The sequence below is a fragment of the Citreicella sp. C3M06 genome, assembly GCF_018860705.1.
In the GTDB taxonomy this organism is placed as follows: Bacteria; Pseudomonadota; Alphaproteobacteria; order Rhodobacterales; family Rhodobacteraceae; genus Salipiger.
The window spans coordinates 105,051-126,289 of record NZ_JAHKQA010000073.1 but is presented as its reverse complement, the minus strand read 5'-3'; the positions used below and the strand labels follow the sequence as shown (position 1 = coordinate 126,289).

Below are 21,239 nucleotides of genomic sequence, written 5' to 3'. Positions count from 1 at the left end.
CTAAAGCAGGCGGATCAGCTGCGGGCCGCTGGCGCGGTTGGAGTTGACCTCGCTCGCAACGCGGTGCCAGCGCAGGCGGCCTTCGGGCGCGGGTTGCATCAGCCGCGCCGCGCCGTGGCCGGTTTCGCCCAGCCAGAGCGGCCAGTCCTCGGGGCGCAGGATCACCGGCATCCGGTGGTGGATCTTGGCCATGGCGCCTTGCGCCTGCGTGGTGACGATGGCGCAGGTCCGTAGCTGCGCGCCGTCAACCTCCCAGTCCTGCCAGATTGCGGCAAAGACCAGCGCAGTCTCGTCGGCTGGCTGGATGTACCACGGCAGGCGCTTGCCGTCGGCATCCTTGGTCCATTCGTAATAGCCGCTGGCCGGGATCAGGCAGCGCCGGGCGCGGGCGGCGGCGCGAAAGGCGGGCTTTTCCGCGAGGGTCTCGGCGCGGGCATTGATCAGCAGCGGGCCATCCGACAACGTCTTGTACCAATGCGGCACAAAGCCCCAGCGCATCGGCGCAAGGCTGCGCACCCCGTCCGCGCTGCGCACCGTAGCCACCTGCACCGTCGGGCAGACGTTGAAATTCGGTACCGGGGGCAGGTCGTTGGCGGGGGCGGCGTCGAACATCTGCGCCATGGCCTCGGGGGCGAGGGTGATGGCGTAGCGCCCGCACATGTCAGCGGATCATCGCCTTGATCGCAGCGGCATGGGCCGGGCTTGCGCCCAGCGTGTCGGCGCAAAGCGCCCGCGCCTCGGCCAGCAGCGAATCTGGCGGGGCGAGGCGGTCGATCAGGCCCCAAAGCTGCGCTTCTTCGACGGGAATCTTCTGCCCCGCCATCAGGATCATTTTCGCGCGCGCCGGGCCGATCAGCGCCGTCAGCCGCACCGGATCGGAGGGCTGCGGCAGAAAGCCCAGCTTCATCACCGGGTAGAACAGCTTGGCCTCCGGCACCGCGAGGCGCAGATCGCAGGCCAGCACCATCCCCAGCGCGCCGCCCGCCGCCGTTCCGTTCAGCGCGGCGACGGTCAGCCCCGGCAGACGCGCGATTGCCCCGGACAGCCGCTCCCACAGCGGCGAGGTTGCAAGCCCGGCGCGGGCGGCCTCAAGATCGGCACCGGCGGAAAACACACGGCCCGCGCCGGTGAGGATCAGCGCCTGCGCCTCGCGCGCGGATTCGGCGATCTCGCACAGCTGTTCAAGCATCTGCGGCGTCAGCGAATTGGCCTTGTCCTGCCGGTCGATGGTCACGATCCACAGACCGGCATCTTTTTCCAGAGAGATCACGCCACGCCGACCTTGCTGCGGATGTCCGGATCGCGCAGCGAGACCTCGTCGCCGCACCAACCGTCTGCCTCGGGCGAACACATCCAGACCAGCGCCTCGGCCACCCATTCGGGCGGAATATGGTCGGACCAGTCAAGCTGGCTGACCGGGTTGATGCCGCTGGCCTTGATGGTCTTTTGCATCTGGGTCGCCACGGTGCCCGGCGACAGAGATATCGCCCGGATGCCGCTTTGGCTGTATTCCTCATGCGCGGCGCGGGTCAGCATCAGCGCGGCGGCCTTGCTCGAGCAATAGGCCGACCACCCCGATAGCGGGCGATGCGCCGCCCCCGACCCGATGGTCAGGATGCTGCCGCCCCCCGCCGCCAGCATCACCGGAAGCGCCGCGCGGATGCCGTGGAACACCCCCTTGGTGTTGATGTCCAGCGCCGCGCCCCAAGCGTCGGGGTCGGCTTCGGCCAGCGGCGCGATCGGGTCGATCACCCCGGCGTTGTTGACCAGCACATCCAGCGATCCAAAGGCGGTGAGGCAGTTTTGCACCGCCTGCTCGACCTCCCAGTAGCGCGACACCTCGCAGGGGATCGCCGCGGCGTCAGGGCCGATTTCCCCGGCGATTTCGGCGATGGCGTCCTTGCTGCGCGCCACAAGGGCGACCTTGGCCCCGGCTGCGGCAAAGCGGCGGGCAGCGGCGGCGCCGATGCCGCGGCTTGCCCCGGTGATCATCACTGTCTTGCCTGTCAGATCCACGTGAACCCCCCTTTGTCTGCGACTCGCTTCTTGGTAATGGCTGGCCCTGCGGCGGTCCACCCTCTTGACCCGAGGGGGCTGCGCGCCAACGTTAGTTACAGGTAGACGCAGAGCGGGAGAGGGTGATCATGCTCGTATCAAAACAGGGGCTCGCGGTTGCGGCCATGGCGCTTTGCCTCGGCCATCCGGCGCTGGCCGAGGTATCGCCCGAACAGGTCTGGCAGGAGCTCGAGGCCTATGTCACCGACATGGGCTACGATCTGCGCGCCAGCCAAAGCCGTGCCGGGGGCGCGCTGCGTCTGTCGGATGTGGCGATACACATGCCCTTTCCCGAGGGCGACGGCGAGATGACCGCCCAGATCGGCGAGATGCTGCTGACGCCCGATGGCGGGGCGGTCAAGGTGGCGCTGCCCGCGCGCTTTCCGATCACGCTGACCGCGACGCCGAAGCCCGAGGAAGATATCGAGGCCGTCGACATGACCATTGAGGTCTCGCTCGATGCCCCCGAGATGACGGTGTCGGGCGATCCGGGCGACACCACGTGGGACTATGCTTTCCAGCGCATCGGCATGGCGCTGAGCGAGCTGATCGTCGATGACGCGACGGTCGGTCGCGATGCCGCCCGCGCTCAGGCTTCTGCCGGGCCGGTCAGCGGCACCAGCCGCATGGCGCTGGCCGACGGCTTGCGCAAGATCGACCAGCAGGTCAGCTTTGGCGATCTGACATGGGATCTGCTTGGCAACGATCCCGACAGCGCGAATGGCGGCACCCTTGCCGGGGCGCTGACCGGGTTGCGCTCGCAAACCCGCGCCAGCCTGCCGCAGGGCGACGCACAGAACATGTCGGCGTTGCTCGGCGATGGGTTCGACGTGGCGGCGACGCTGAACTGGGACAGCAGCCAGACCGCCTTTGCCGTGACCGAGACCGGGAGCGAGACCACCGGCAGCACCCGCAGCGGCGTTGGTGCAGTTGAGGTGGCGATGGGGCCGCAAGGGCTGCGCTACGACCTGCAAAGCGCGGACATGTCGATCGAACTGTCGCCGCCGGGAATGCCCTTCCCGTTGTCCGCGGCGATGCAGAGTTTCGAGATGAAGCTGGAAGGCCCGGTTGGCCCGGCCGAGGCCCCGCAGGACATCGCCATCGGCCTGACGCTCGGCGAACTGACCCTGTCAGAGATGATCTGGGCGATGATTGATCCGCAGGCAGTGCTGCCGCGTGATCCGGCGACGCTGGCGCTGGACATCACCGGCAAGGTCACGCCCTACATGGAGATGTTCGACCCGGCGAAGCTGGCCGAGCTGGACAGCGGCAACGTCAAGCCCGGAGAGCTGAACGCGCTGACCCTGAACGGTCTGACGCTGGAGGCGGCGGGGGCAAGGCTGAGCGGCACCGGTGCGTTTACCTTCGACAACAACGATCTTGAAAGCTTCGATGGCTTCCCCGCGCCCGAAGGCACGCTCGTTCTGGCCCTGAGCGGGGCGAACGGGCTGCTCGACAAGCTGATGGCGCTGGGGCTTGTCGATGAGACACAGGCAATGGGCACGCGGATGATGCTGGGAATGTTCGCCGTCCCCGGCAATGCCGAGGACAGCCTGACCTCGACCATCGAGATCAATGGCCGCGGGCAGATCCTTGCCAACGGCCAGCGCATCAAGTGACCCTCAGGCCTGACGCAGCGCCGGAAGCCCGACGCCGGTGGAGTCAAACCCGCCATCCACCGCCAGCACCTGCCCGGTAATATAGGATGCCTTGTCCGAGGCGAGAAAGACAACCGCCTCGGCCAGCTCGCGTTCCGAGCCGTAGCGGTTCAGCGGCAACGCATCGTGATAGGCTGCGATGATCTCGGGGCTGTGCACGGCCATGGCAAGCTTGGTGCGCACCGGGCCGGGGGCCACGCAATTGACGCGCACGCCATGCTCGCCAAATTCGGCGGCGTATTGCTTGGTCAGCTGGATCACGGCGGCCTTCGACGTGCCATAGGCCACCCGCAGCGTCGACGCCCGTAGCCCACTGATCGAGGCGATGTTGACAATGCTGCCCCGGCTTTGCTTCAGCGCGGGGGTCGCGGCCTGACTGCACAGGAACACGCCGTCGAGGTTGGTCGCCATGACACGGCGCCACGCGGTGAAATCACAATCGGCGATGGGGCCGAATTCGGCCACGCCGGCATTGTTCACCAGCGAATCGATGCGCCCGGCCCATTCGAGGGTTTTGGCGATGATGGCGTCGACCTGTTCGGGAATCGACACGTCGAGCGGCAGCGCCAGCATCTCGGGCCGCTCGGCGGCGGCCTGCGCCAGTTCGCTCTGGTCCCGGTCAACCAGCGCAACCTTCCAGCCGTTTTCGGCAAGCAGATCCGCCGTGGCCAGCCCGATCCCGCGAGCCGCCCCCGTGACGATGGCGCATTTCGAAGTCATGTCCGTCTCCTCCCGTCGTGACAGTCGGGCAGGTTGTGGCACGGACGGCGCGACAGGGAAAGATCAGCCTGCATCTGCGAGGGCAGAGGGGGGTCAGCCCCCCGCCTTCGGCTCCCCCCGGAGTTTATCTTGCAAGATGAAGATGGGGCGCGGCGCCTCGGCTTCATCTTGCTGGTTAAACTCCCGCCGGAGGCAGGCGCGGGATCGCGGCCGGGCGGTGCGCTTGGTCAGTGGCGCATCAGTTCGGGCAGATCTCCGGTGATCCCGGCGGCTTCGCGCATAAAATTCCGGCGCAGGCCGGGCAGGGCGTTTACCGCTGCCATGCCAAGATCCCTGCCCAAGCGCAGAAGGGGGTTGTCGTTCGAAAAAAGGCGGTTGAACAGGTCGGTCGCTGCGGCCAGAGATGCGGTGTCAAAACGTCGCCATTGCTGATAGCGCTCCAGAACCAATGGCGAGGCGATGTCTTCTCCGCGGGCTTTGGCCTGTGTCAGCACGTCGGCCAGCGCGGCGACATCGCGCAGCCCGGCGTTCAGCCCTTGGCCCGCGATGGGGTGCATGCCGTGCGCCGCGTCACCGACCAATGCGAGGCGCTCGGCGACAAAGGCATTCGCCAAGGTCAGGCCGAGCGGGTAAGTGAACCGCTGGCCTGCAAGTGAAATCTCGCCAAGGAAATCGCCGAAGCGGGGGCACAGCACCTTCAGGTAGTCTTCGTCGGACAGTGCGTGGATGGCGCGGGCGCGCTGATCGCTTTCGCTCCAGACGATGGAGCTACGGTTGCCCGGAAGCGGCAAGATCGCCAGCGGCCCCGCCGGCATGAAGAACTGGTGCGCCACGCCGCCATGGGATCGCTCGTGTGCGATGGCGCAGACCAGCGCGGTTTGCCCATAGCGCCAGCCAGTGCGCCTGATGCCAGCGCGAGCCGCAGTGCCGCTTTGCCGCCCGTCGGCGCCGATCAGCAGTCTGGCGCTCAGCGTCTTGCCGTTGTCGAGCGTTACCGTCACGCTGTCCTGCGTCATCTGTTGGGCGATCACTGTCGAGCTGGCGTGATGTGTCACCAGCGGCGCGGCGTCCATCGCGTCTAGCAGCGCGCGGCGCAGGTGGCGATCTTCGAGCATCTGGCCCATCGGGCCTTCCTCGATCTCGGCGCTGTCGAAATGCAGGCCGAGGAAGACCTTCGCCTCGCCCACCCGCCCGTCGGTGACCTTGATCTCGCGCATGGCTTGCGCGTTGGGCTCCAGCGTCTCCCACAGTCCGAGTCTGGCCAGCATCCGCACCGAAGACAGCGCCAGCGCATAGCTGCGCCCGTCGAAATCGCCGGCCTGCCGCGCCGCCTCGGGCAGCGCATCGACGACGATGCTGGAAAGTCCTGCCTTGGCGCAGGCAAGCGCAAGCGCGGGGCCATTCAGCCCGCCGCCCACGATGAGGATGTCGCAATCATGTTCCATGACGGCAAATATGCGCCCCGCGGCGGGATTGTCCATGCGCTGCTCTGCCGCTACCAATGCCGCGAAGACAGGAAAGGGCGACGATGAGCGACGTGACGGAAATGAGCGCAACCGCGCTGGGGCAGGGGATCGGACGGGGAGAAATAGACCCGGTGGCGCTGACGCAGGCGTTCCTCGACAAGATCGCGGCGCATCCGATGGCGAATCGCATCTACGCCCGCGTCACGCCGGACCGGGCCCTCGCCGAGGCCGCCGCCGCCAAAGCGCGCGCCGACGCCGGGCAGCGCCGCTCGCCGCTCGACGGGGTGCCGGTCAGCTGGAAAGACCTCTTCGATACTGCCGGCATCGCCACCGAGGCCGGCTCGAAGCTGCTCGAGGGGCGCGTGCCGGACGCCGACGCCCCGGTACTGCGCACCGCCACCGCGATGGGGCTGGTCTGCCTTGGCAAGACGCATATGTCGGAACTGGCATTTTCGGGGCTGGGGCTGAACCCGATGACGGCAACCTCGCCTTGCATCAACGATCACGATGCCGTGGCCGGAGGCTCATCCTCGGGCGCGGCCGCCTCCGTGGCCTTCGGGCTGGCCGCCGCTGCCATCGGGTCCGACACCGGCGGATCGGTGCGCATCCCGTCGTGCTGGAACGACCTTGTCGGGCTCAAGACCACCTCGGGGCGGATCTCGCTCGACGGCGCCGTGCCGCTGGCGGCGGGCTTCGATACCGTCGGCCCGCTGTGCCAAAGCGTCGATGACGCCGCGCAGGTGTTCGCCGCGCTCGAAGGCCGCGCCGCCCCCGATCTGCAAGGTGCCAGCCTCAAGGGCCGCCGCGTCGCCCGGCTCACCACCATCGTGCTCGACGATCTGCGCCCCGAACCGGCCCGCGCCTTCGCCGAGGCGCTGGACAAGCTTGCTGCCGCCGGGGCCGAGATCGTCGATCTCGAGGTGCCGGAAATCGCCATCCCGATGGCCGACGCGGGCATCCTGTTCACCACCGAAGCCTGGGCGACCTGGGGCGAGGCCATCGACGCCAATCCCGACGCGATGTTCGCACCGATCCGCGAGCGGTTCGAGGCCGGGCGCAGCACAAGCGGCGCCGATTACATTCGCGCGAAAAACCGCATGGCCGCCGCGCGCAAGGCCTATGCAATGGCGAGCGTAGGCTTTGACGCGGTGCTCTGCCCGACGGCGCCGATCCTGCCGCCCAACGCCGAGAAATTGCTCGAAGGCGGCAGCTACTACGTCACCGAAAACCTGCTCGCCCTGCGCAACACCCGCGTTGGCAATGTCATGGGCCTGTGCGCGTTGACCCTGCCCACCGGCGTGCCCTCCTGCGGGCTGACGCTGATGGGGGCGCCAAATACCGAAGACCGGCTTTTGCGTCTGGGCAAGGCCGCCGAAGAGGCGCTGCGCCAGCCCCTTCATCTTGCCCAATAAACTCCGGGGGGGCGCGTAGCGCGGGGGGGCTGGCCCCCCTGCGGCCTCCCGGCAACACCATGGGGCGGGGACGGCGCGCGGCATTTTTCAAAGGCCCTGCGACTTTCCCGCCACATCCCCCACCCAACCCCTGATGGTGCTGGACGAAACGCCCCCCCATCCCGTATCGTGCCGGGCAAGAGGGGCGGAAAACGACCCCCTGAATAACAGCAGTACGTCAGGCAGCCCGAGGCAGAGCCCAATGTTCCCAGAGCGGTTTTCGAACCTGCCGCCCTATGCGTTTCCGCGCCTGCGGGCGCTTCTCGACGCACACGCGCCGGGCGGCGATGTTACGCATATGTCAATCGGCGAGCCCAAACATGCCTTCCCGGCATGGGTGGGCGATGTGCTGGCCGCCCATGTCGCTGAATTCGCGAAATATCCGCCCAACGACGGCACGCCCGAACTGCAAGCGGCGATCACCGACTGGATCGACCGGCGCTATGGCGTGCGGCTCGACACCGCGCAGGTCATGCCGCTGAACGGCACCCGCGAGGGGCTCTACAACGCTGGCATGGCGCTGTGTCCGGAAACCAAGGGCGGCCAGCGCCCCGCCGTGCTGATGCCCAACCCGTTCTATCAGGTTTACGCGATCTCGGCGGCGTCGGTGGCGGCGGAGCCGGTCTTCGTCAACGCGAACCGCGAAACCGGCCATCTGCCGGATTACGAAAGCCTGCCGGCCGAGATCCTGAACCGCACCGCGCTGTGCTACATCTGTTCGCCGGCCAATCCGCAGGGCGCGGTGGCGGACGAAGCCTATTGGCAGCGCCTCATCGCGCTGGCCGAACGGCATGATTTCCAGATCCTCGCCGATGAATGCTACTCCGAGCTTTACCGCGACACCCCGCCCCCCGGCGCGTTGCAGGTGGCGCAGGCGATGGGCGCCGATCCCGAGCGGGTGGTGATCTTTCACTCGCTCAGCAAGCGCTCGAACCTGCCGGGGCTGCGCTCGGGTTTTGTCGCGGGCGGGCCGGAAACCATGAAACGCATCCGCCTGCTGCGCGCCTATGCCGGCACGCCTTTGCCGCTGCCGATCCAGCGGGTCAGCGAAAAGGTCTGGGCAGATGAAGAGCACGTCATCGAGAACCGCGCGCTGTACCGGCGCAAGTTCGATATGGCCGATCGCATCTTCGGCAATGTGCCGGGATACACGCCGCCGCAGGCCGGGTTCTTTTTGTGGCTGCCGGTGGAGGATGGCGAACAGGCGACGCTGAAACTGTGGCAAGAGACTGGCGTGCGGGTTCTGCCCGGCGCCTACCTGTCACGTGATACTGATCAAGGAAACCCTGGGAAGGGATATATCAGGGTGGCTCTCGTGGCACCCGAAGCACAGACCGAAAAGGGACTCATGGCAATCCGTGACTGTCTCTATGGCCCATAAGAAAAAAACGACGAGGCAAGCGATGGCATATCAGGCACGGGGGAGGGACCCCCTCTTCGACAGGAACATGCAGGCCGCGATCGAGCGGCGGGGCAAGGAACTGGCGGGCCTTGGCCTGGTGATCCTCGGGCTGATGGCCGCCGCGACCATCGGCAGCTACACGCCGGAAGACCCGAGCTGGCTGTCGGCCACCGATGCGCCAGTGCAGAACTGGATGGGCCGGATCGGTGCCTCCATCGCGGCGCCGCTGTTCATGATCGTCGGGCAGGGCGCGTGGGGGCTTGCGCTGGTTCTGCTGGTCTGGGGAGTGCGCCTCGCCCTTCATGCCGGTGAAGACCGGGCTTTTTCGCGCATCGTCTTTGCTCCGATCTGGATCGCGCTGTCCGCCGTCTATGCCGCCGGTCAGACCGTGGGGCCGGAATGGACCCACAGCTTTGGCCTTGGCGGGCTGTTCGGCGACATGATGATGGGCACCGTTCTGGGCGTGTTGCCGATCGACGCAGGGCTGGGTCTCAAGCTGGTGATGATCGTGCTGGCCGTGGGGCTGCTGGCGCTGGGGGCCTTTGTGCTTGGCTTCACCCGCGAAGAGCTGAAGGCCATCGCGCGCTTTCTCTTGCTGGGCATGGTCATGGCCTATGCCTCGGTGCTGCAGCTGCTGGGGCGCGGGGCCGGTGCCTCGCTCGCCGCCGCGCGCCAGTTGCAGGCGGCGCAGGCCGATCGCCGTGATCGCCGCCGCGCCGAAGAGGCCGAGGCTGCCGCATGGGCCGCCGCGCAGGAAGCCATCCCGGCGCCGCCGCGCGCTGTGCCCGCCGCCCCAGCGGCGCAGACCCGCGTGCACCGCGTTGCTGCCGAGCCTGCCGGTGTCGGCCATCCCGAAGCCGCGCCGCGTCGGCCAATGCCGCAAGCTGCGCCCCAGCCCGTGCCTCAGCCCATGTCTGCACAGGCGCCCGCGCCGCAGCCGACGCTTGTTGCGCCCCGCCGTGCAGCCCCGGCGCCGCAGCCAGAGCTTGACGAGCCGCCGGTGATCGACGCGCAGGATCCCGCCCCGTGGCAGGATCTGCCCGAGCCGAAAAAGCCCGGCCTGCTGGCCCGCGTCATCAAGCATATCGAACCTAGCCCCGAACCCGATCCTCAGGATGATTTCGACACCGAAGCCTGGGGCGAGGAAGAATTCGACATGGGCGACGAGCGCATCCGCAGCAAGATCGCCGATGTGATCCGCAATCGCCGCAACGGCCCGCGCCCCGCGCCAAGCTTTGTCGCCGACCCCAGCAAGCCGCTGACCAAGGGGCGCGGCGTACGCCCGGCGCCGCTGATCATCCAGACCGGCCCGAAGCTGCGCCGCGAGCCGCCGATCACCGCCGCCCACACCCCGCCGACACTGCCGCCCGAACCGCCGGTGACAGCGCCCAAGCGGTCCGCCGCGATGATGGCCGCGCCCGCCACCGTGCGGGCCGCCGTGCCGCGCGCTCCGGCGGCGATCCCCCCGGCGCCTGACCTTCCCGCCGCCCGCGCCGTGCCGCCGGCACCTCGCGCCGAGCCGGAAGCCTTCCGCCCCCTGCCGGAAACCGAACTGCCCGAGGATGATTTCGCCGACGTCTATGACGAGCCGTGGGTCCAAGAGCCGCCGGTTGCCGCCGCGCCTGTCGCCCGTCCGCGCGCCCGCCAGCGCCCTGCCGATGATCTGGGCTACGATGAATTCACCCCGACCGAACATGTTCCCGCCCGCTACACCGCCGCGCCCGCGGCGCAGGATGAGTACGACGACCTGCGCGATTTCGACGATTACGGCGAAGATGACGCAGAGACCGGCGAAGACGGGTCCGGCGTCAATATCTTCCGCGAAAACGACGACGACACCCCGCGCGCATGGGACGACACGGACGAGGATGACGCCAGCTTCAACCCCGAGGATTACGCTCCGCCGCCCATCCTGCGCGGTGGCGTGGAACCCTCCGAGCGCATGACGACGCCGGTTGCCGAGCCCAAAAAGCTCGTGCAGCCCGACATCCGCAAGCCGATCCAGCCGTCCAGACGCGCTCAGGCGGAATCGCAATCCGCGCTTGGCCCGAAGGATCAGGACAGCGGCTACGAGCTGCCGCCGCTCAGCCTGCTTGGCAGCCCCGATGCGATCGAGCGTCACCACCTGTCGGACGAGGCGTTGGAAGAAAACGCCCGGATGCTGGAAACGGTGCTCGACGATTATGGCGTCAAGGGCGAGATCGTCTCGGTCCGCCCCGGCCCGGTGGTCACCATGTATGAGCTCGAACCGGCGCCGGGTCTCAAGGCCAGCCGGGTGATCGGCCTGTCCGATGACATCGCGCGCAGCATGTCGGCGCTGTCGGCCCGCGTGTCGACGGTTCCGGGGCGCAGCGTCATCGGCATCGAACTGCCCAATGAAAACCGCGAGATGGTGTCTTTCCGCGAGATCCTGTCGAGCCGCGATTACGGCGATGGCAACCAGAAGCTGCCGCTGGCGCTGGGCAAGGACATCGGCGGCGACGCCATGGTCGCGAACCTTGCCAAGATGCCCCACCTGCTGATCGCGGGCACCACCGGTTCGGGTAAATCCGTCGCGATCAACACCATGATCCTGTCGCTGCTCTACAAGCTGACGCCGGACGATCTGCGCCTTGTGATGATCGACCCCAAGATGCTGGAACTGTCGGTCTATGACGGCATTCCGCACCTGCTCTCGCCGGTTGTGACCGACCCGAAAAAGGCGGTCGTTGCGCTGAAATGGGTCGTGGGCGAGATGGAAGACCGCTACCGCAAGATGTCCAAGATGGGCGTGCGCAACATCGATGGTTACAATGGCCGCGTCGCTGAAGCGCTGAAAAAGGGCGAGATGTTCAGCCGCACCGTTCAGACCGGCTTTGACGACGAGACCGGCGAGCCGGTGTTCGAGACCGAGGAGATCGAGCCCAAGAAAATGCCCTATATCGTCGTCATCGTCGACGAGATGGCCGACCTGATGATGGTCGCGGGCAAGGAAATCGAAGCCTGCATCCAGCGCCTTGCGCAGATGGCGCGGGCCTCTGGCATTCACCTCATCATGGCGACGCAGCGCCCCTCGGTCGATGTCATCACCGGCACGATCAAGGCGAACTTCCCGACCCGGATCTCGTTTCAGGTCACGTCCAAGATCGACAGCCGCACCATTCTGGGCGAGATGGGCGCCGAGCAGCTGCTTGGCATGGGCGACATGCTGTACATGGCGGGCGGCGCCAAGATCACCCGCTGCCACGGCCCGTTCGTATCGGATGAAGAGGTCGAAGAGGTGGTCAACCATCTCAAGGCCTTCGGTCCGCCGGAATATGTCGGCGGCGTGGTGCAGGGCCCGGATGACGAAAAGGCCGACAACATCGACGCGGTGCTGGGGCTGAACACCGGCGGCAACACCGGCGGCGAGGATGCGCTGTACGATCAGGCGGTGGCGATCGTCATCAAGGACCGCAAGTGCTCGACCTCCTACATCCAGCGCAAGCTGGGCATCGGTTACAACAAGGCCGCGCGTCTGGTCGAGCAGATGGAAGACGAACAGGTGGTCTCGCCCGCCAACCACGTCGGCAAGCGCGAAATTCTGGTGCCCGAACAGGCCTGATCTGTGATCACAAGGAAAAAGGCCCCTCCCCCGCTGCGGGGAGGGGCCTTTTTCATGGCTGCAAACTCATAGAACCGAGGCGGGCGTCACGGCATCGCGCCCCAGCGCCGCGCCCACGGCAAGGTTGGTCAGCTTGCCCGCGTGCACGTTCAGACCTTCGGCCAGATGCGGATCATCCTTGCAGGCCTGCCGCCAGCCCTTGCCCGCCAGCGCCAGCACAAAGGGCAGCGTCGCGTTGCCCAAGGCAATCGTCGAGGTGCGCGGCACCGCGCCGGGCATGTTGGCGACGCAGTAATGCCGGATGCCGTCCACCTCGTAGACCGGATCGTCATGGGTGGTCGCCTTCGAGGTTTCGAAACAGCCGCCCTGATCAATGGCCACGTCGACCAGTACGGACCCCGGCTTCATGTCGGCCAACATTGCGCGGCTGATCAGCTTGGGCGCGGCGGCACCGGGGATCAGCACAGCGCCGATCACCATATCCGCCTCGCACAGCAATTCAGCCAGCGCACCGGCAGTGGAATAGCGATTGCGGAAGCTGCCGGAGAACACGTCATCGAGATAGCGCAGCCGGGGCAGGGACCGGTCCAGAACCGTGACATCGGCTCCCATGCCGCCAGCGATCCGCGCCGCATGGGTGCCGACCACGCCGCCGCCCAGCACCAGCACCTTGGCCGGGCCGACGCCCGGAACACCGCCCATCAGGACGCCGCGCCCGCCATTGGCCTTTTGCAAGGCCCATGCCCCCATCTGCGGCGCAAGGCGGCCCGCCACCTCGGACATCGGCGCCAGCAGCGGCAGCCCGCCGCCCGGCGCCGTCACCGTCTCGTAGGCGATGCAGGTCGCGCCCGAGGCCAGCAGATCGTCGGTCTGCGCCGGATCGGGCGCAAGATGCAGATAGGTGAACAGCAGCTGGCCCTCGCGCAGCATGGCGCGCTCACCGGCTTGCGGCTCCTTGACCTTGACGATCATCTCGGCGTCGGCGAACAGCTCTGCCGCGGTGTCGACGATCTGCGCGCCTTGTGCGGTGTAATCGGCATCGGCAAAGCCCGCGCCATCGCCCGCGCCGGCCTCGATCAGCACCTCATGGCCCGCCGTCACCGCGTCGCGCACCGCATAAGGCGTCAGCCCGACCCGGTATTCCTGCGGCTTGATTTCCTTCGGACATCCGATCTTCATGATAAATCCTCCTCTTCCCCCGTCATCTTGCGCGCCTTGGCTTGCAATTTCCGCGCGGATTTGATGCGTAGCGCAACAGGTTCTTCGCAGGGCCTTCGAAAAAATTCGCATCCGACGAAAGAATCCGCCATGGAGCTTGATGACATCGACCGCCGCATCCTGCGGGTGCTGCAAAAACAGGGGCGGATCTCGAACGCCGATCTGTCCGAGCAGGTCAACCTGTCGGCCTCGGCCTGCCACCGCCGCGTGCAGCGGCTGGAAAGCGATGGCTTCATCCGCGATTATGTCGCCCTGCTGAACGCGCGGAAGATGAACGTGCCGACCACGGTGTTCGTGGAAATCACCCTCAGCGCGCAGGCGGACGAGGTGCTCGACGCCTTCGAAAAGGCGGTGGCGCGCATTCCCGATGTGCTGGAATGTCACCTGATGGCGGGGTCGGCGGATTACATCCTCAAGGTCGTCGCCGAGGATACCGAGGATTTCGCCCGCATCCACCGCCAGCACCTGACGCGCCTGCCGGGGGTGGCACAGATGCAATCGAGCTTTGCGCTCAAGACCGTGTTCAAGACCACTGCCCTGCCGGTCTGAGCGCGCCAAGGTTGCGTCCCTTGATTGCCTGACCTAAGAATTGTCCGACATTTAAGGGGGAGGGGCGCCAATGTCTTGGGACCACGTCATCATCGGCGCGGGCAGTGCGGGTTGCGTTCTGGCCAATCGGCTGTCCGAGGCGGGCCGCCGGGTGCTGCTGCTCGAGGCGGGCGGGCGCGACAGCTACCACTGGATCCACATTCCGATGGGGTATCTTTACTGCATCGACAATCCGCGCACCGACTGGTGCTACCGCACCGCGCCCGATCCGGGGCTGAACGGGCGGGCGCTGATCTATCCGCGCGGCAAGGTGCTGGGAGGGAGCAGCTCGATCAACGGTATGCTCTATGTGCGGGGGCAGGCGGCGGATTATGACGGCTGGCGGCAGATGGGACTGACAGGCTGGGGCTGGGACGACGTGCTGCCGTATTTCCGCAAATCCGAGGATTTCGTCGAAGGGCAAAGCGAATTTCACGGCGCGGGCGGCGAGTGGCGGGTGGAAAACCAGCGCCTGCACTGGCCGGTGCTCGACGATTGGATGGAGGCCGCCACGCAGGCCGGTATCCCCAAGGTCTCCGACTTCAACACAGGCGACAACGAAGGCGTCAGCTATTTTCGGGTCAACCAGCGCGGCGGTTGGCGGATGAACACCGCCAAGGCGTTTCTGCGCACCAGCAAGGCCGACACCCTGCGCGTTGAAACCGGCGCCCATGTGTTGGGCCTGATCTTCGAGGGCCGCAAGGTCGTGGGCGTGCGCTACGAGCAGGGCGGCACCACGCATGAGGCTCGCTGCGGCAACGACGTGATCCTGTCGGCGGGCGCGGTGAACTCGCCGCAGATCCTGCAATTGTCGGGCATCGGTCCCGGCGCGCTGCTGCGCGAGCACGGCATCGAGGTCATGCATGAAGCCCCCGGCGTTGGCGAAAACCTGCAGGACCACCTGCAACTGCGCTGCGCATGGCGGCTGAGCGGGGCGAGAACGCTCAACCAGCTGGCCAATTCGCTGATGGGCAAACTGGCAATCGGGCTGGAATACGTGGCGCGGCGCTCCGGCCCGATGTCGATGGCGCCCTCGCAGCTCGGCGCCTTCGCAAAATCCCGCGAAGGGCTCGCCACCGCCGACGTGGAATTTCACGTGCAGCCGCTCTCGCTCGACGCCTTCGGCTCGCCGCTGCACAGCTACCCGGCCATCACCGCCAGCGTCTGCAACCTGCGCCCTGAAAGCCGCGGCAGCATCCGCATCGCCTCCAGCGATCCCCGCATGGCCCCGGTGATCGCACCCAATTACCTCTCGACAGACGCCGACCGCCGCACCGCCATCGACAGCATCAAGCTCTCGCGCCGCGTCATGGCGCAAGGCGCGATGTCGAAATACACCCCTGAAGAGATCAAGCCGGGCCCAGCCTACCAGAGCGACGAAGACCTCGCCCGCGCCGCTGCAGATATTGGTACCACCATCTTCCACCCGGTCGGCACGGTCCGCATGGGGAGCGACTCCGCCGCCCCGCTGGACGCAAAATGCCGCGTCAACGGCATCGAAGGGCTGCGGGTTGTCGATGCGTCGATCATGCCGCGCATCGTCAGCGGCAACACCAATTCCCCGACGATCATGATTGCCGAAAAGGCCGCCGACATGATCCTGCGCGCCTGACAAACGGGCACAAGGCTGCGATGCCAGACGTCTCCAGTCCAAGAAAAACCGGGCGCCGCGCCGCGTCTTCATCTTGCCAAGTAAACTCCGGGGGGCCCGAAGGGCGGGGGCAGCGCCCCCTCCGGGCCATCCGCCGCGCGAACCGCCAGCTCCTCAGTCAGACCGCAGCGCGCGAGGATCAGTCCTGCTTGGGCGCGTCATCATACTGGCCCGACAGGATACGCGCGGCGTTGCCCTCGGGGTCGTCATATTGCCGGGTGCGCACGGTGATGACAAAGAACACCAGCCCTGCGCCGCCCAGAAACAGCGAAATCGGGATGAGATACAGCAGGATGGTCATGACCGGTCCTTCCGGGGTTACTTCAGTCTCAGCGCGTTCAGCGACACGGTAATCGACGAGGCCGACATCGCCAAGGCCGCGATCAGGGGCGAGCACAATCCCGCGATCGCCAAAGGCACGGCGATGAGATTGTACCATGTGGCGATGGCGAAATTCTGTCGGATGCGCCGGGTGGCGCGGGTTGCGGTGGCCAGCGCCTCCGGGATCGGGGCCAGCGTGGTGCCAAGCAGCACGATGTCCGATGCGACCCGCGCCGCATCCAGCGCCGAGGCGGGCGAGATCGACACATGCGCCGAGGCCAGCGCCGCCGTATCGTTCAGCCCATCCCCGACCATCAGCACCTTCGCGCCCGCGTCCGACAGGGCCTTGACCCGTGCGGCCTTGTCCTGCGGCAGGGCCTCGCCGCTCCATTGCGGGATGGCAAGGCGCAGGGCCATCGCTTCGACCGCCGCCGCCGTGTCGCCCGACAACAGGATCACCTGCTTGCCGCTGGCGATCAGCTCGCGGATTGCCGTTTCGGCCCCGTCGCGCAGCGTGTCGGCAAAGGTGAACAGCTGCGCCGGCCCGTCGCCAACCCGCAGCCATGCCGAAGTCAGCGCCGATTGCCCCCCACCAACCCAGGACGAGCGGCCCAGCCGTACCCTCTGCCCCTGCCACATGCCTTGCGTGCCATGGCCCGGCACTTCGCACAGATCACTCAGTGCTGCGGGCGTGACGCCCTGCGCTCGCAGCGCGGCATTCAACGACAGCGACAAGGGGTGCGAGGACCCTTCGGCCAGCGCCAGCGCGATCTGCAGATCGCGCGCAGAGAAATCGCCCAGATTGGTCGCCTCGGGTGTTCCCGTAGTCAGCGTGCCGGTCTTGTCAAAGATCACCGTATCGACCTCGGCCAGCCGTTCCAGCGCGGTGCCGTCCTTGATCAGCAGGCCCTGCCTGAACAGCCGCCCCGACGCGGCCGTGGTCACCGCAGGCACCGCGAGACCCAGCGCGCAGGGGCAGGTGATGATGAGAACCGCCGCCGCGATGTTCAGCGCCACGCGGAAGTCCTGCGCCCAGAGCAACCAGCCGACAAAGGCCAGCGCGGACAGGATATGCACCCCCGGCGCATAGAGCTTTGCCGCCTTGTCGGCGAGCGGCGTGTAATTGGCCCGCCCCGATTCCGCCACCGCGACCAGATCCGCCATGCGGTGCAGCGAGGTTTCCCGCCCGACCGCTGTAGCACACACCACCAGCGGGCCGGTCAGATTGACCTCGCCGGCGCTGACCTGCGTGCCGGGCGCGGCAAACACCGGCAGCGTCTCGCCGGTCAGCAGGGATCGGTCCAGTTCGGACTGGCCTTCGGTGATCTCTCCGTCCACCGGCATCCGTCCGCCGGGGCGCACCCGCAGCAGATCGCCCACCGCCAGATCGGCGACGGAAACCTGTTCTTCGCCATCCGCCGTCAGCCGCCACGCGCGCGGCACCTCGAGCGCGGCCAGCTCTTCGGCGGCAGAGCGGGCGATCGAGCGGGTGCGATGGTCAAGGTAACGCCCGGTCAGCAGAAAGAAGGTCAGCGCGATCGCCGCGTCGAAATAGGCGTGTTCGCCCGACAGCGAGGTTTCCCAGAGCGATGTCACCACCGCCAGCAGGATCGCCAGCGAGATCGGCACGTCCATGTTCAGCCGCCCGGCCTTCAGCGCGCCCCAGGCGCTGCGAAAGAATACCTGCCCGGAAAAGGCGATGGTCGGCAGCGTGATCGCCGCCGAAATCCAGTGGAACATGTCGCGCGTCGGCCCGTCCGCACCGGACCAGACCGAGACCGACAGCAGCATGACATTCATCATGGCAAAGCCCGCCACCGCCAACCGCATCAGCAAATCGCGCCCGGCCTTGTCGGTCTGCGTGGCGAACAGGGCACTGGCATCCAGTTCATGCGCCTCATAGCCCGCGGCGGTGACCACCGGGATCAGCTCTTCGGCGCTCAGCCCGGCGTCGGCGTCGATGGCAACGCGTTTCAGGGTCAGGTTGACGCGGGCAGAGCGCACACCGGGATGCGCCGTCAGCGCCTCTTCGACGCCGCGCATGCAGTTGGCGCAATGGATGGTGGGCAGTGACAGCACCACGCGGGCCTTTGTTGCAACCTCGGCCAGCGTGGTGGCGGCAGGGGCGGCAGAGCAGGCAGGGCAGGCCGAGACCGGCGGGCGCATGGCGGTGGTCATGGCAGCTTACCGGACGCGCAGCGACAGGCGTTGCTGGAACTGGGTGCCGTCGAAGGCCTCGGCGCTCAGCCAGACGTTCCAGTAACCGGGGGCCAGCGGGTCGCTGGCGCTATAGGCGCGCCCGTCAAAGGTGAACTCGGGTGTGCGGTCATCCTTGGCGCTGGTGGTGCGCCCGACCTTGGCGTTCAGCGTTTTTGGCTGCACCGGGTAGCCCTTGGCATCGGTGATGGCGAGCACGATCTGCCCATCTGCCGCAGTTGCCTCGACCGTCCAGCCAAGCGCCTCTTGTGCGGAGCGGCGGGCGTCGAAGGTCTGGCTGGCAACGTAGGAGTTGGCGACCTCGAGGCCGGGGAAGGTGGCGACGGCGTTCCACGCCAGCGCAAGGTTCACCCCGATGATCACGCCAAAGGCCCCGACGAAGATCGCCAGAACATGCCAGCCGTTCAGTCTGAAGTCGCGTGCCATCAGTTGTCCCGTCCGTTGAAGACCGTTTCCTTGGTCGCCATGTCACCTGTGGTGGTGTCTTCGAGCCGCAACACGAATTCTGTACGCTCGTTCTGCGCCTCGGGCGTGCCGCGGGCGGCGGTCACATAGACGCGTTGAAGATACGTCTCGTTGGCGCGCACGTCCACGGTGGTGTCATCCTCGCCCTCAAGCGTGATTGTCAGCGCCGGAGCATCATCGATCGACAGCGCAAACAGGCGATCCTCGCCGTGCTTGTTGCGCAGGCGCACATCGTAGGTGTTGCGGATCGATCCGTCGGACAGCATCACGAAGGTCGGGTTGCGCACCGGGGCCACGGTCATCTCGACCGGTGGGCGCAGCACAAGCGCGACCACAAGCCCGACGCCCACCAGCGTCCAGAGCGCAGTGTACAAAAGGACGCGCGGGCGAAACACATGGGTCCACACCGGGCGCGGCGCGTTGCCGGCGCGCTCGCGGGTTTCATCCGACAGCGCGAGATAATCGATCAGCCCGCGCGGCTTGCCGATCTTTGCCATCACGTCGTCGCAGGCATCGATGCACAGCGCGCAGGTGATGCAGGCCATCTGCTGCCCGTCGCGAATGTCGATTCCGGTCGGGCAAACGTTGACGCAGGCGCGGCAGTCGATGCAATCGCCAAGGGTCTCGGCGCCCTCCGCCTTGCGATGCTTGCCGCGCGGCTCGCCGCGCCAGTCACGATAGCCGACGGTCAGGGTGTCTTCGTCCATCATCGCGGCCTGAATGCGCGGCCATGGGCAGGCGTAGATGCAGATCTGTTCGCGGGCAAAGCCGCCAAAGGCAAAGGTGGTGGCGGTCAGCACCAAGATGGTCGTCCACGCAACAGGATGGGCCTGCAGCGTCAGCAGATCCCGCAGCAGCGTCGGCGCATCGGTGAAATAGAACACCCAGGCCCCGCCTGTCGCCATGGCGATCAGAAACCACGCCACCCATTTGGTCACCCGCAGCCGGGCCTTGCGCAGATCCCATTGCTTTTGCCGATGCAGGCGCAGGCGGGCGTTGCGGTCGCCCTCGATCCAGCGTTCCACGAGGATGAACAGGTCGGTCCAGACCGTCTGCGGGCAGGCATAGCCGCACCACACCCGCCCGAGCGCCGAGGTGAACAGGAACAGCCCCAGCCCGGCCATCACCAGCAGCCCGGCGACGAAATAGAATTCATGCGGCCAGATTTCGATCCAGAAGAAGAAAAAGCGCCGGTTCGCCATGTCCAGCAGCACCGCCTGATCGGGCAGCGCCGGGCCGCGGTCCCAGCGGATCCACGGGGTGATGTAATAGATCCCCAGCATCACCGCCAGCAGCGCCCATTTCAGGTTGCGGAACGGGCCGCTGACCCGGCGCGGAAAGATCGGCTCGCGCGATTCATAAAGGGAGGGGGCAGAAGGAGGGGTATCGGCCACGGGGATTCGCCTTCGCGTCGGTTGCCTGTTTGCGGGCGGTTCTGGACCGGACGCGCGCGGCAGGCTTTGACATGCATCAATTACTATATCGGCGATGAAGCTTTTGCCGCCTCCCGGCGCAGCCACGATACGAAGTGTCGCAGGGGCGGGCGCGGGATGCCGGGGCGGGTGACCATCCAATAGCCCTTTTGCCGCGCGTCCTGAAACAGCAGGCGCAGACGCCCGGCCACGAGATCCTGTTCGACGAAGAGCCGTGCGGTGATGGCGATGCCCTGACCTTGCCGGGCGGCCTCGATCATCAGGTTGCCGGGCAGGCCGGTCATGCCATGGGCGGTGTCCGGGGTCACGCCGTATTCTGCCAGCCAGTCGGTCGCCTCGGAGGTGCCTAGTTCCTGAAGCCATGGATAGGCGCGCAGCTCGGCCGGATCGGTGATCGGGCGCGGCACCAGCGCCGGGGCGGCCACCACCACGATGGGCGACAGGAACAGGCGTTCGGCCTCCAGCCCCGGCCAGTTGCCATCACCATAGCGGATCGCCACGTCCAGCCCGCCGGGCTGGAGGCTGCGCAGCTGCGACGATGGGTCGATGGCAAGGCTGAGCGAGGGGTGGCGTTCCCGAAATCCCGGCAGGCGCGGCATCAGCCATGTTGCGGCAAACCCCGGCGTGGCCGAGATTTCCAGCGCCCGCCCGGCATCGCGCCCGGTCATCTCGGCCAGCGTGCGGGCGATGCCGCCAAACCCGTCGAGCAGTGCTTCGGCTAGGCGCTCTCCGTCAGGGGTCAGCGTCATGCGGCGGCCATGCCGGTCGAGCAGCGCAAAGCCAAGATGAGTTTCGAGATTGCGGATCTGCTGGCTGATCGCGGCGTGACTGACATTGAGCGCATTGCCGGCCTGTTCGACCGAGCGGTGCTCGGCATAGGCGGCAAAGGCGCGCAGCGCGGAAAGCGGCGGGATCGCGGTCCAGTCCATGTCAGCTCAGCTTACATCATGTCAGGCTTCCTGACTGGCCTGAATCGGCGGTTCAGTCAATATGAATGGCATGGATGTGCCA

The 21,239-nt window shown here is 66.9% G+C and carries 17 protein-coding genes; 6 read left to right on the top strand and 11 right to left on the bottom strand.

Annotated features, from left to right (window positions below; translation table 11 throughout):
• The 3 genes from KO516_RS17465 to KO516_RS17455 are packed head-to-tail and all read right to left on the bottom strand — an operon-like array spanning nt 1 to nt 2,016.
• Complete coding sequence (locus KO516_RS17465; protein ID WP_216005072.1) at nt 1-660, bottom strand: SOS response-associated peptidase; 660 nt, start codon at nt 658-660, stop codon at nt 1-3.
• A gap of 1 nt (nt 661) precedes the next feature.
• On the bottom strand, nt 662-1,270 hold the full coding sequence (locus KO516_RS17460; protein WP_216005071.1) for an enoyl-CoA hydratase/isomerase family protein: 609 nt from the start codon (nt 1,268-1,270) through the stop codon (nt 662-664).
• Nucleotides 1,267-2,016, bottom strand: a complete 750-nt coding sequence (locus KO516_RS17455; protein ID WP_216005070.1) for an SDR family oxidoreductase — start codon at nt 2,014-2,016, stop codon at nt 1,267-1,269. Before KO516_RS17455 ends, KO516_RS17460 begins: the two co-directional genes overlap by 4 nt.
• 128 nt (nt 2,017-2,144) lie before the next feature.
• Between KO516_RS17455 and KO516_RS17450 the strand changes: the two genes are divergently transcribed.
• On the top strand, nt 2,145-3,674 hold the full coding sequence (locus tag KO516_RS17450) for a DUF2125 domain-containing protein (protein ID WP_216005069.1): 1,530 nt from the start codon (nt 2,145-2,147) through the stop codon (nt 3,672-3,674).
• Between the two features lie 3 nt (nt 3,675-3,677).
• On the opposite strand, the gene KO516_RS17445 is transcribed toward KO516_RS17450, so the two are convergent.
• Together KO516_RS17445 and KO516_RS17440 are read right to left on the bottom strand one after the other, a co-directional pair.
• Complete coding sequence (locus KO516_RS17445; RefSeq protein ID WP_216005068.1) at nt 3,678-4,433, bottom strand: SDR family NAD(P)-dependent oxidoreductase; 756 nt, start codon at nt 4,431-4,433, stop codon at nt 3,678-3,680.
• Between the two features lie 227 nt (nt 4,434-4,660).
• Nucleotides 4,661-5,914 carry a UbiH/UbiF/VisC/COQ6 family ubiquinone biosynthesis hydroxylase gene (locus KO516_RS17440; protein ID WP_252737679.1) on the bottom strand — a complete coding sequence of 418 codons (1,254 nt, stop codon included), beginning with the start codon at nt 5,912-5,914 and terminating at the stop codon, nt 4,661-4,663.
• A 47-nt stretch (nt 5,915-5,961) separates the two neighbouring features.
• Here KO516_RS17440 and KO516_RS17435 point away from each other — a divergent pair, with 47 nt between their 5' ends.
• The 3 genes from KO516_RS17435 (at nt 5,962) to KO516_RS17425 (ending at nt 12,335) form a co-directional block, all read left to right on the top strand.
• Nucleotides 5,962-7,311 (top strand): amidase, encoded by a 1,350-nt coding sequence (locus KO516_RS17435; RefSeq protein WP_216005067.1) that lies wholly within the window; start codon nt 5,962-5,964, stop codon nt 7,309-7,311.
• A gap of 241 nt (nt 7,312-7,552) precedes the next feature.
• Entirely contained in the window at nt 7,553-8,731 is a 1,179-nt protein-coding gene (locus KO516_RS17430) for an aminotransferase class I/II-fold pyridoxal phosphate-dependent enzyme (RefSeq protein WP_216005066.1), read from the top strand.
• Nucleotides 8,732-8,798: 67 nt separating this feature from the next.
• Nucleotides 8,799-12,335: a DNA translocase FtsK 4TM domain-containing protein gene (locus tag KO516_RS17425; protein ID WP_252737678.1), complete on the top strand. Its 3,537-nt coding sequence runs from the start codon at nt 8,799-8,801 to the stop codon at nt 12,333-12,335.
• A 66-nt stretch (nt 12,336-12,401) separates the two neighbouring features.
• On the opposite strand, the gene ald is transcribed toward KO516_RS17425, so the two are convergent.
• Entirely contained in the window at nt 12,402-13,514 is a 1,113-nt protein-coding gene (gene ald / locus KO516_RS17420; RefSeq protein ID WP_216005064.1) for an alanine dehydrogenase, read from the bottom strand.
• A gap of 129 nt (nt 13,515-13,643) precedes the next feature.
• On the opposite strand from ald, the gene KO516_RS17415 reads away from it, so the two are divergent.
• A complete protein-coding gene (locus KO516_RS17415) occupies nt 13,644-14,102 on the top strand; it encodes an Lrp/AsnC family transcriptional regulator (RefSeq protein WP_216005063.1) in 459 nt (152 codons plus the stop codon).
• 70 nt (nt 14,103-14,172) lie between these two features.
• Nucleotides 14,173-15,753 (top strand): GMC family oxidoreductase, encoded by a 1,581-nt coding sequence (locus KO516_RS17410; RefSeq protein WP_216005062.1) that lies wholly within the window; start codon nt 14,173-14,175, stop codon nt 15,751-15,753.
• A gap of 178 nt (nt 15,754-15,931) precedes the next feature.
• Here KO516_RS17410 and ccoS read toward each other — a convergent pair whose 3' ends face one another.
• The 5 genes from ccoS to KO516_RS17385 form a co-directional block, all read right to left on the bottom strand.
• A complete protein-coding gene (gene ccoS, locus KO516_RS17405) occupies nt 15,932-16,093 on the bottom strand; it encodes a cbb3-type cytochrome oxidase assembly protein CcoS (RefSeq protein ID WP_216005061.1) in 162 nt (53 codons plus the stop codon).
• A gap of 17 nt (nt 16,094-16,110) precedes the next feature.
• Nucleotides 16,111-18,291 carry a heavy metal translocating P-type ATPase gene (locus KO516_RS17400; protein ID WP_216005060.1) on the bottom strand — a complete coding sequence of 727 codons (2,181 nt, stop codon included), beginning with the start codon at nt 18,289-18,291 and terminating at the stop codon, nt 16,111-16,113.
• A 6-nt stretch (nt 18,292-18,297) separates the two neighbouring features.
• Nucleotides 18,298-18,756: a FixH family protein gene (locus KO516_RS17395; RefSeq protein ID WP_216005059.1), complete on the bottom strand. Its 459-nt coding sequence runs from the start codon at nt 18,754-18,756 to the stop codon at nt 18,298-18,300.
• The gene (gene ccoG / locus KO516_RS17390; protein ID WP_216005058.1) at nt 18,756-20,189 is read right to left on the bottom strand and encodes a cytochrome c oxidase accessory protein CcoG; all 1,434 of its coding nucleotides are present in this window, start codon (nt 20,187-20,189) and stop codon (nt 18,756-18,758) included. Before ccoG ends, KO516_RS17395 begins: the two co-directional genes overlap by 1 nt.
• An 83-nt stretch (nt 20,190-20,272) precedes the next feature.
• Complete coding sequence (locus KO516_RS17385; protein WP_216005057.1) at nt 20,273-21,157, bottom strand: LysR family transcriptional regulator; 885 nt, start codon at nt 21,155-21,157, stop codon at nt 20,273-20,275.
• Nucleotides 21,158-21,239: the final 82 nt, after the last annotated feature.

Bases quoted from the DNA above. Each gene is read 5' to 3' on its own strand.
- KO516_RS17465 (WP_216005072.1), bottom strand. From the start codon at position 660: ATGTGCGGGCGCTACGCCATCACCCTCGCCCCCGAGGCCATGGCGCAG.
- KO516_RS17445 (WP_216005068.1), bottom strand. From the start codon at position 4,433: ATGACTTCGAAATGCGCCATCGTCACGGGGGCGGCTCGCGGGATCGGG.
- KO516_RS17385 (WP_216005057.1), bottom strand. From the start codon at position 21,157: ATGGACTGGACCGCGATCCCGCCGCTTTCCGCGCTGCGCGCCTTTGCC.
- KO516_RS17425 (WP_252737678.1), top strand. From the start codon at position 8,799: ATGCAGGCCGCGATCGAGCGGCGGGGCAAGGAACTGGCGGGCCTTGGC.
- ccoS (WP_216005061.1), bottom strand. From the start codon at position 16,093: ATGACCATCCTGCTGTATCTCATCCCGATTTCGCTGTTTCTGGGCGGC.
- KO516_RS17435 (WP_216005067.1), top strand. From the start codon at position 5,962: ATGAGCGACGTGACGGAAATGAGCGCAACCGCGCTGGGGCAGGGGATC.
- KO516_RS17430 (WP_216005066.1), top strand. From the start codon at position 7,553: ATGTTCCCAGAGCGGTTTTCGAACCTGCCGCCCTATGCGTTTCCGCGC.
- KO516_RS17415 (WP_216005063.1), top strand. From the start codon at position 13,644: ATGGAGCTTGATGACATCGACCGCCGCATCCTGCGGGTGCTGCAAAAA.
- KO516_RS17395 (WP_216005059.1), bottom strand. From the start codon at position 18,756: ATGGCACGCGACTTCAGACTGAACGGCTGGCATGTTCTGGCGATCTTC.
- KO516_RS17450 (WP_216005069.1), top strand. From the start codon at position 2,145: ATGCTCGTATCAAAACAGGGGCTCGCGGTTGCGGCCATGGCGCTTTGC.
- KO516_RS17400 (WP_216005060.1), bottom strand. From the start codon at position 18,291: ATGACCACCGCCATGCGCCCGCCGGTCTCGGCCTGCCCTGCCTGCTCT.
- ald (WP_216005064.1), bottom strand. From the start codon at position 13,514: ATGAAGATCGGATGTCCGAAGGAAATCAAGCCGCAGGAATACCGGGTC.
- KO516_RS17440 (WP_252737679.1), bottom strand. From the start codon at position 5,914: ATGGACAATCCCGCCGCGGGGCGCATATTTGCCGTCATGGAACATGAT.
- KO516_RS17410 (WP_216005062.1), top strand. From the start codon at position 14,173: ATGTCTTGGGACCACGTCATCATCGGCGCGGGCAGTGCGGGTTGCGTT.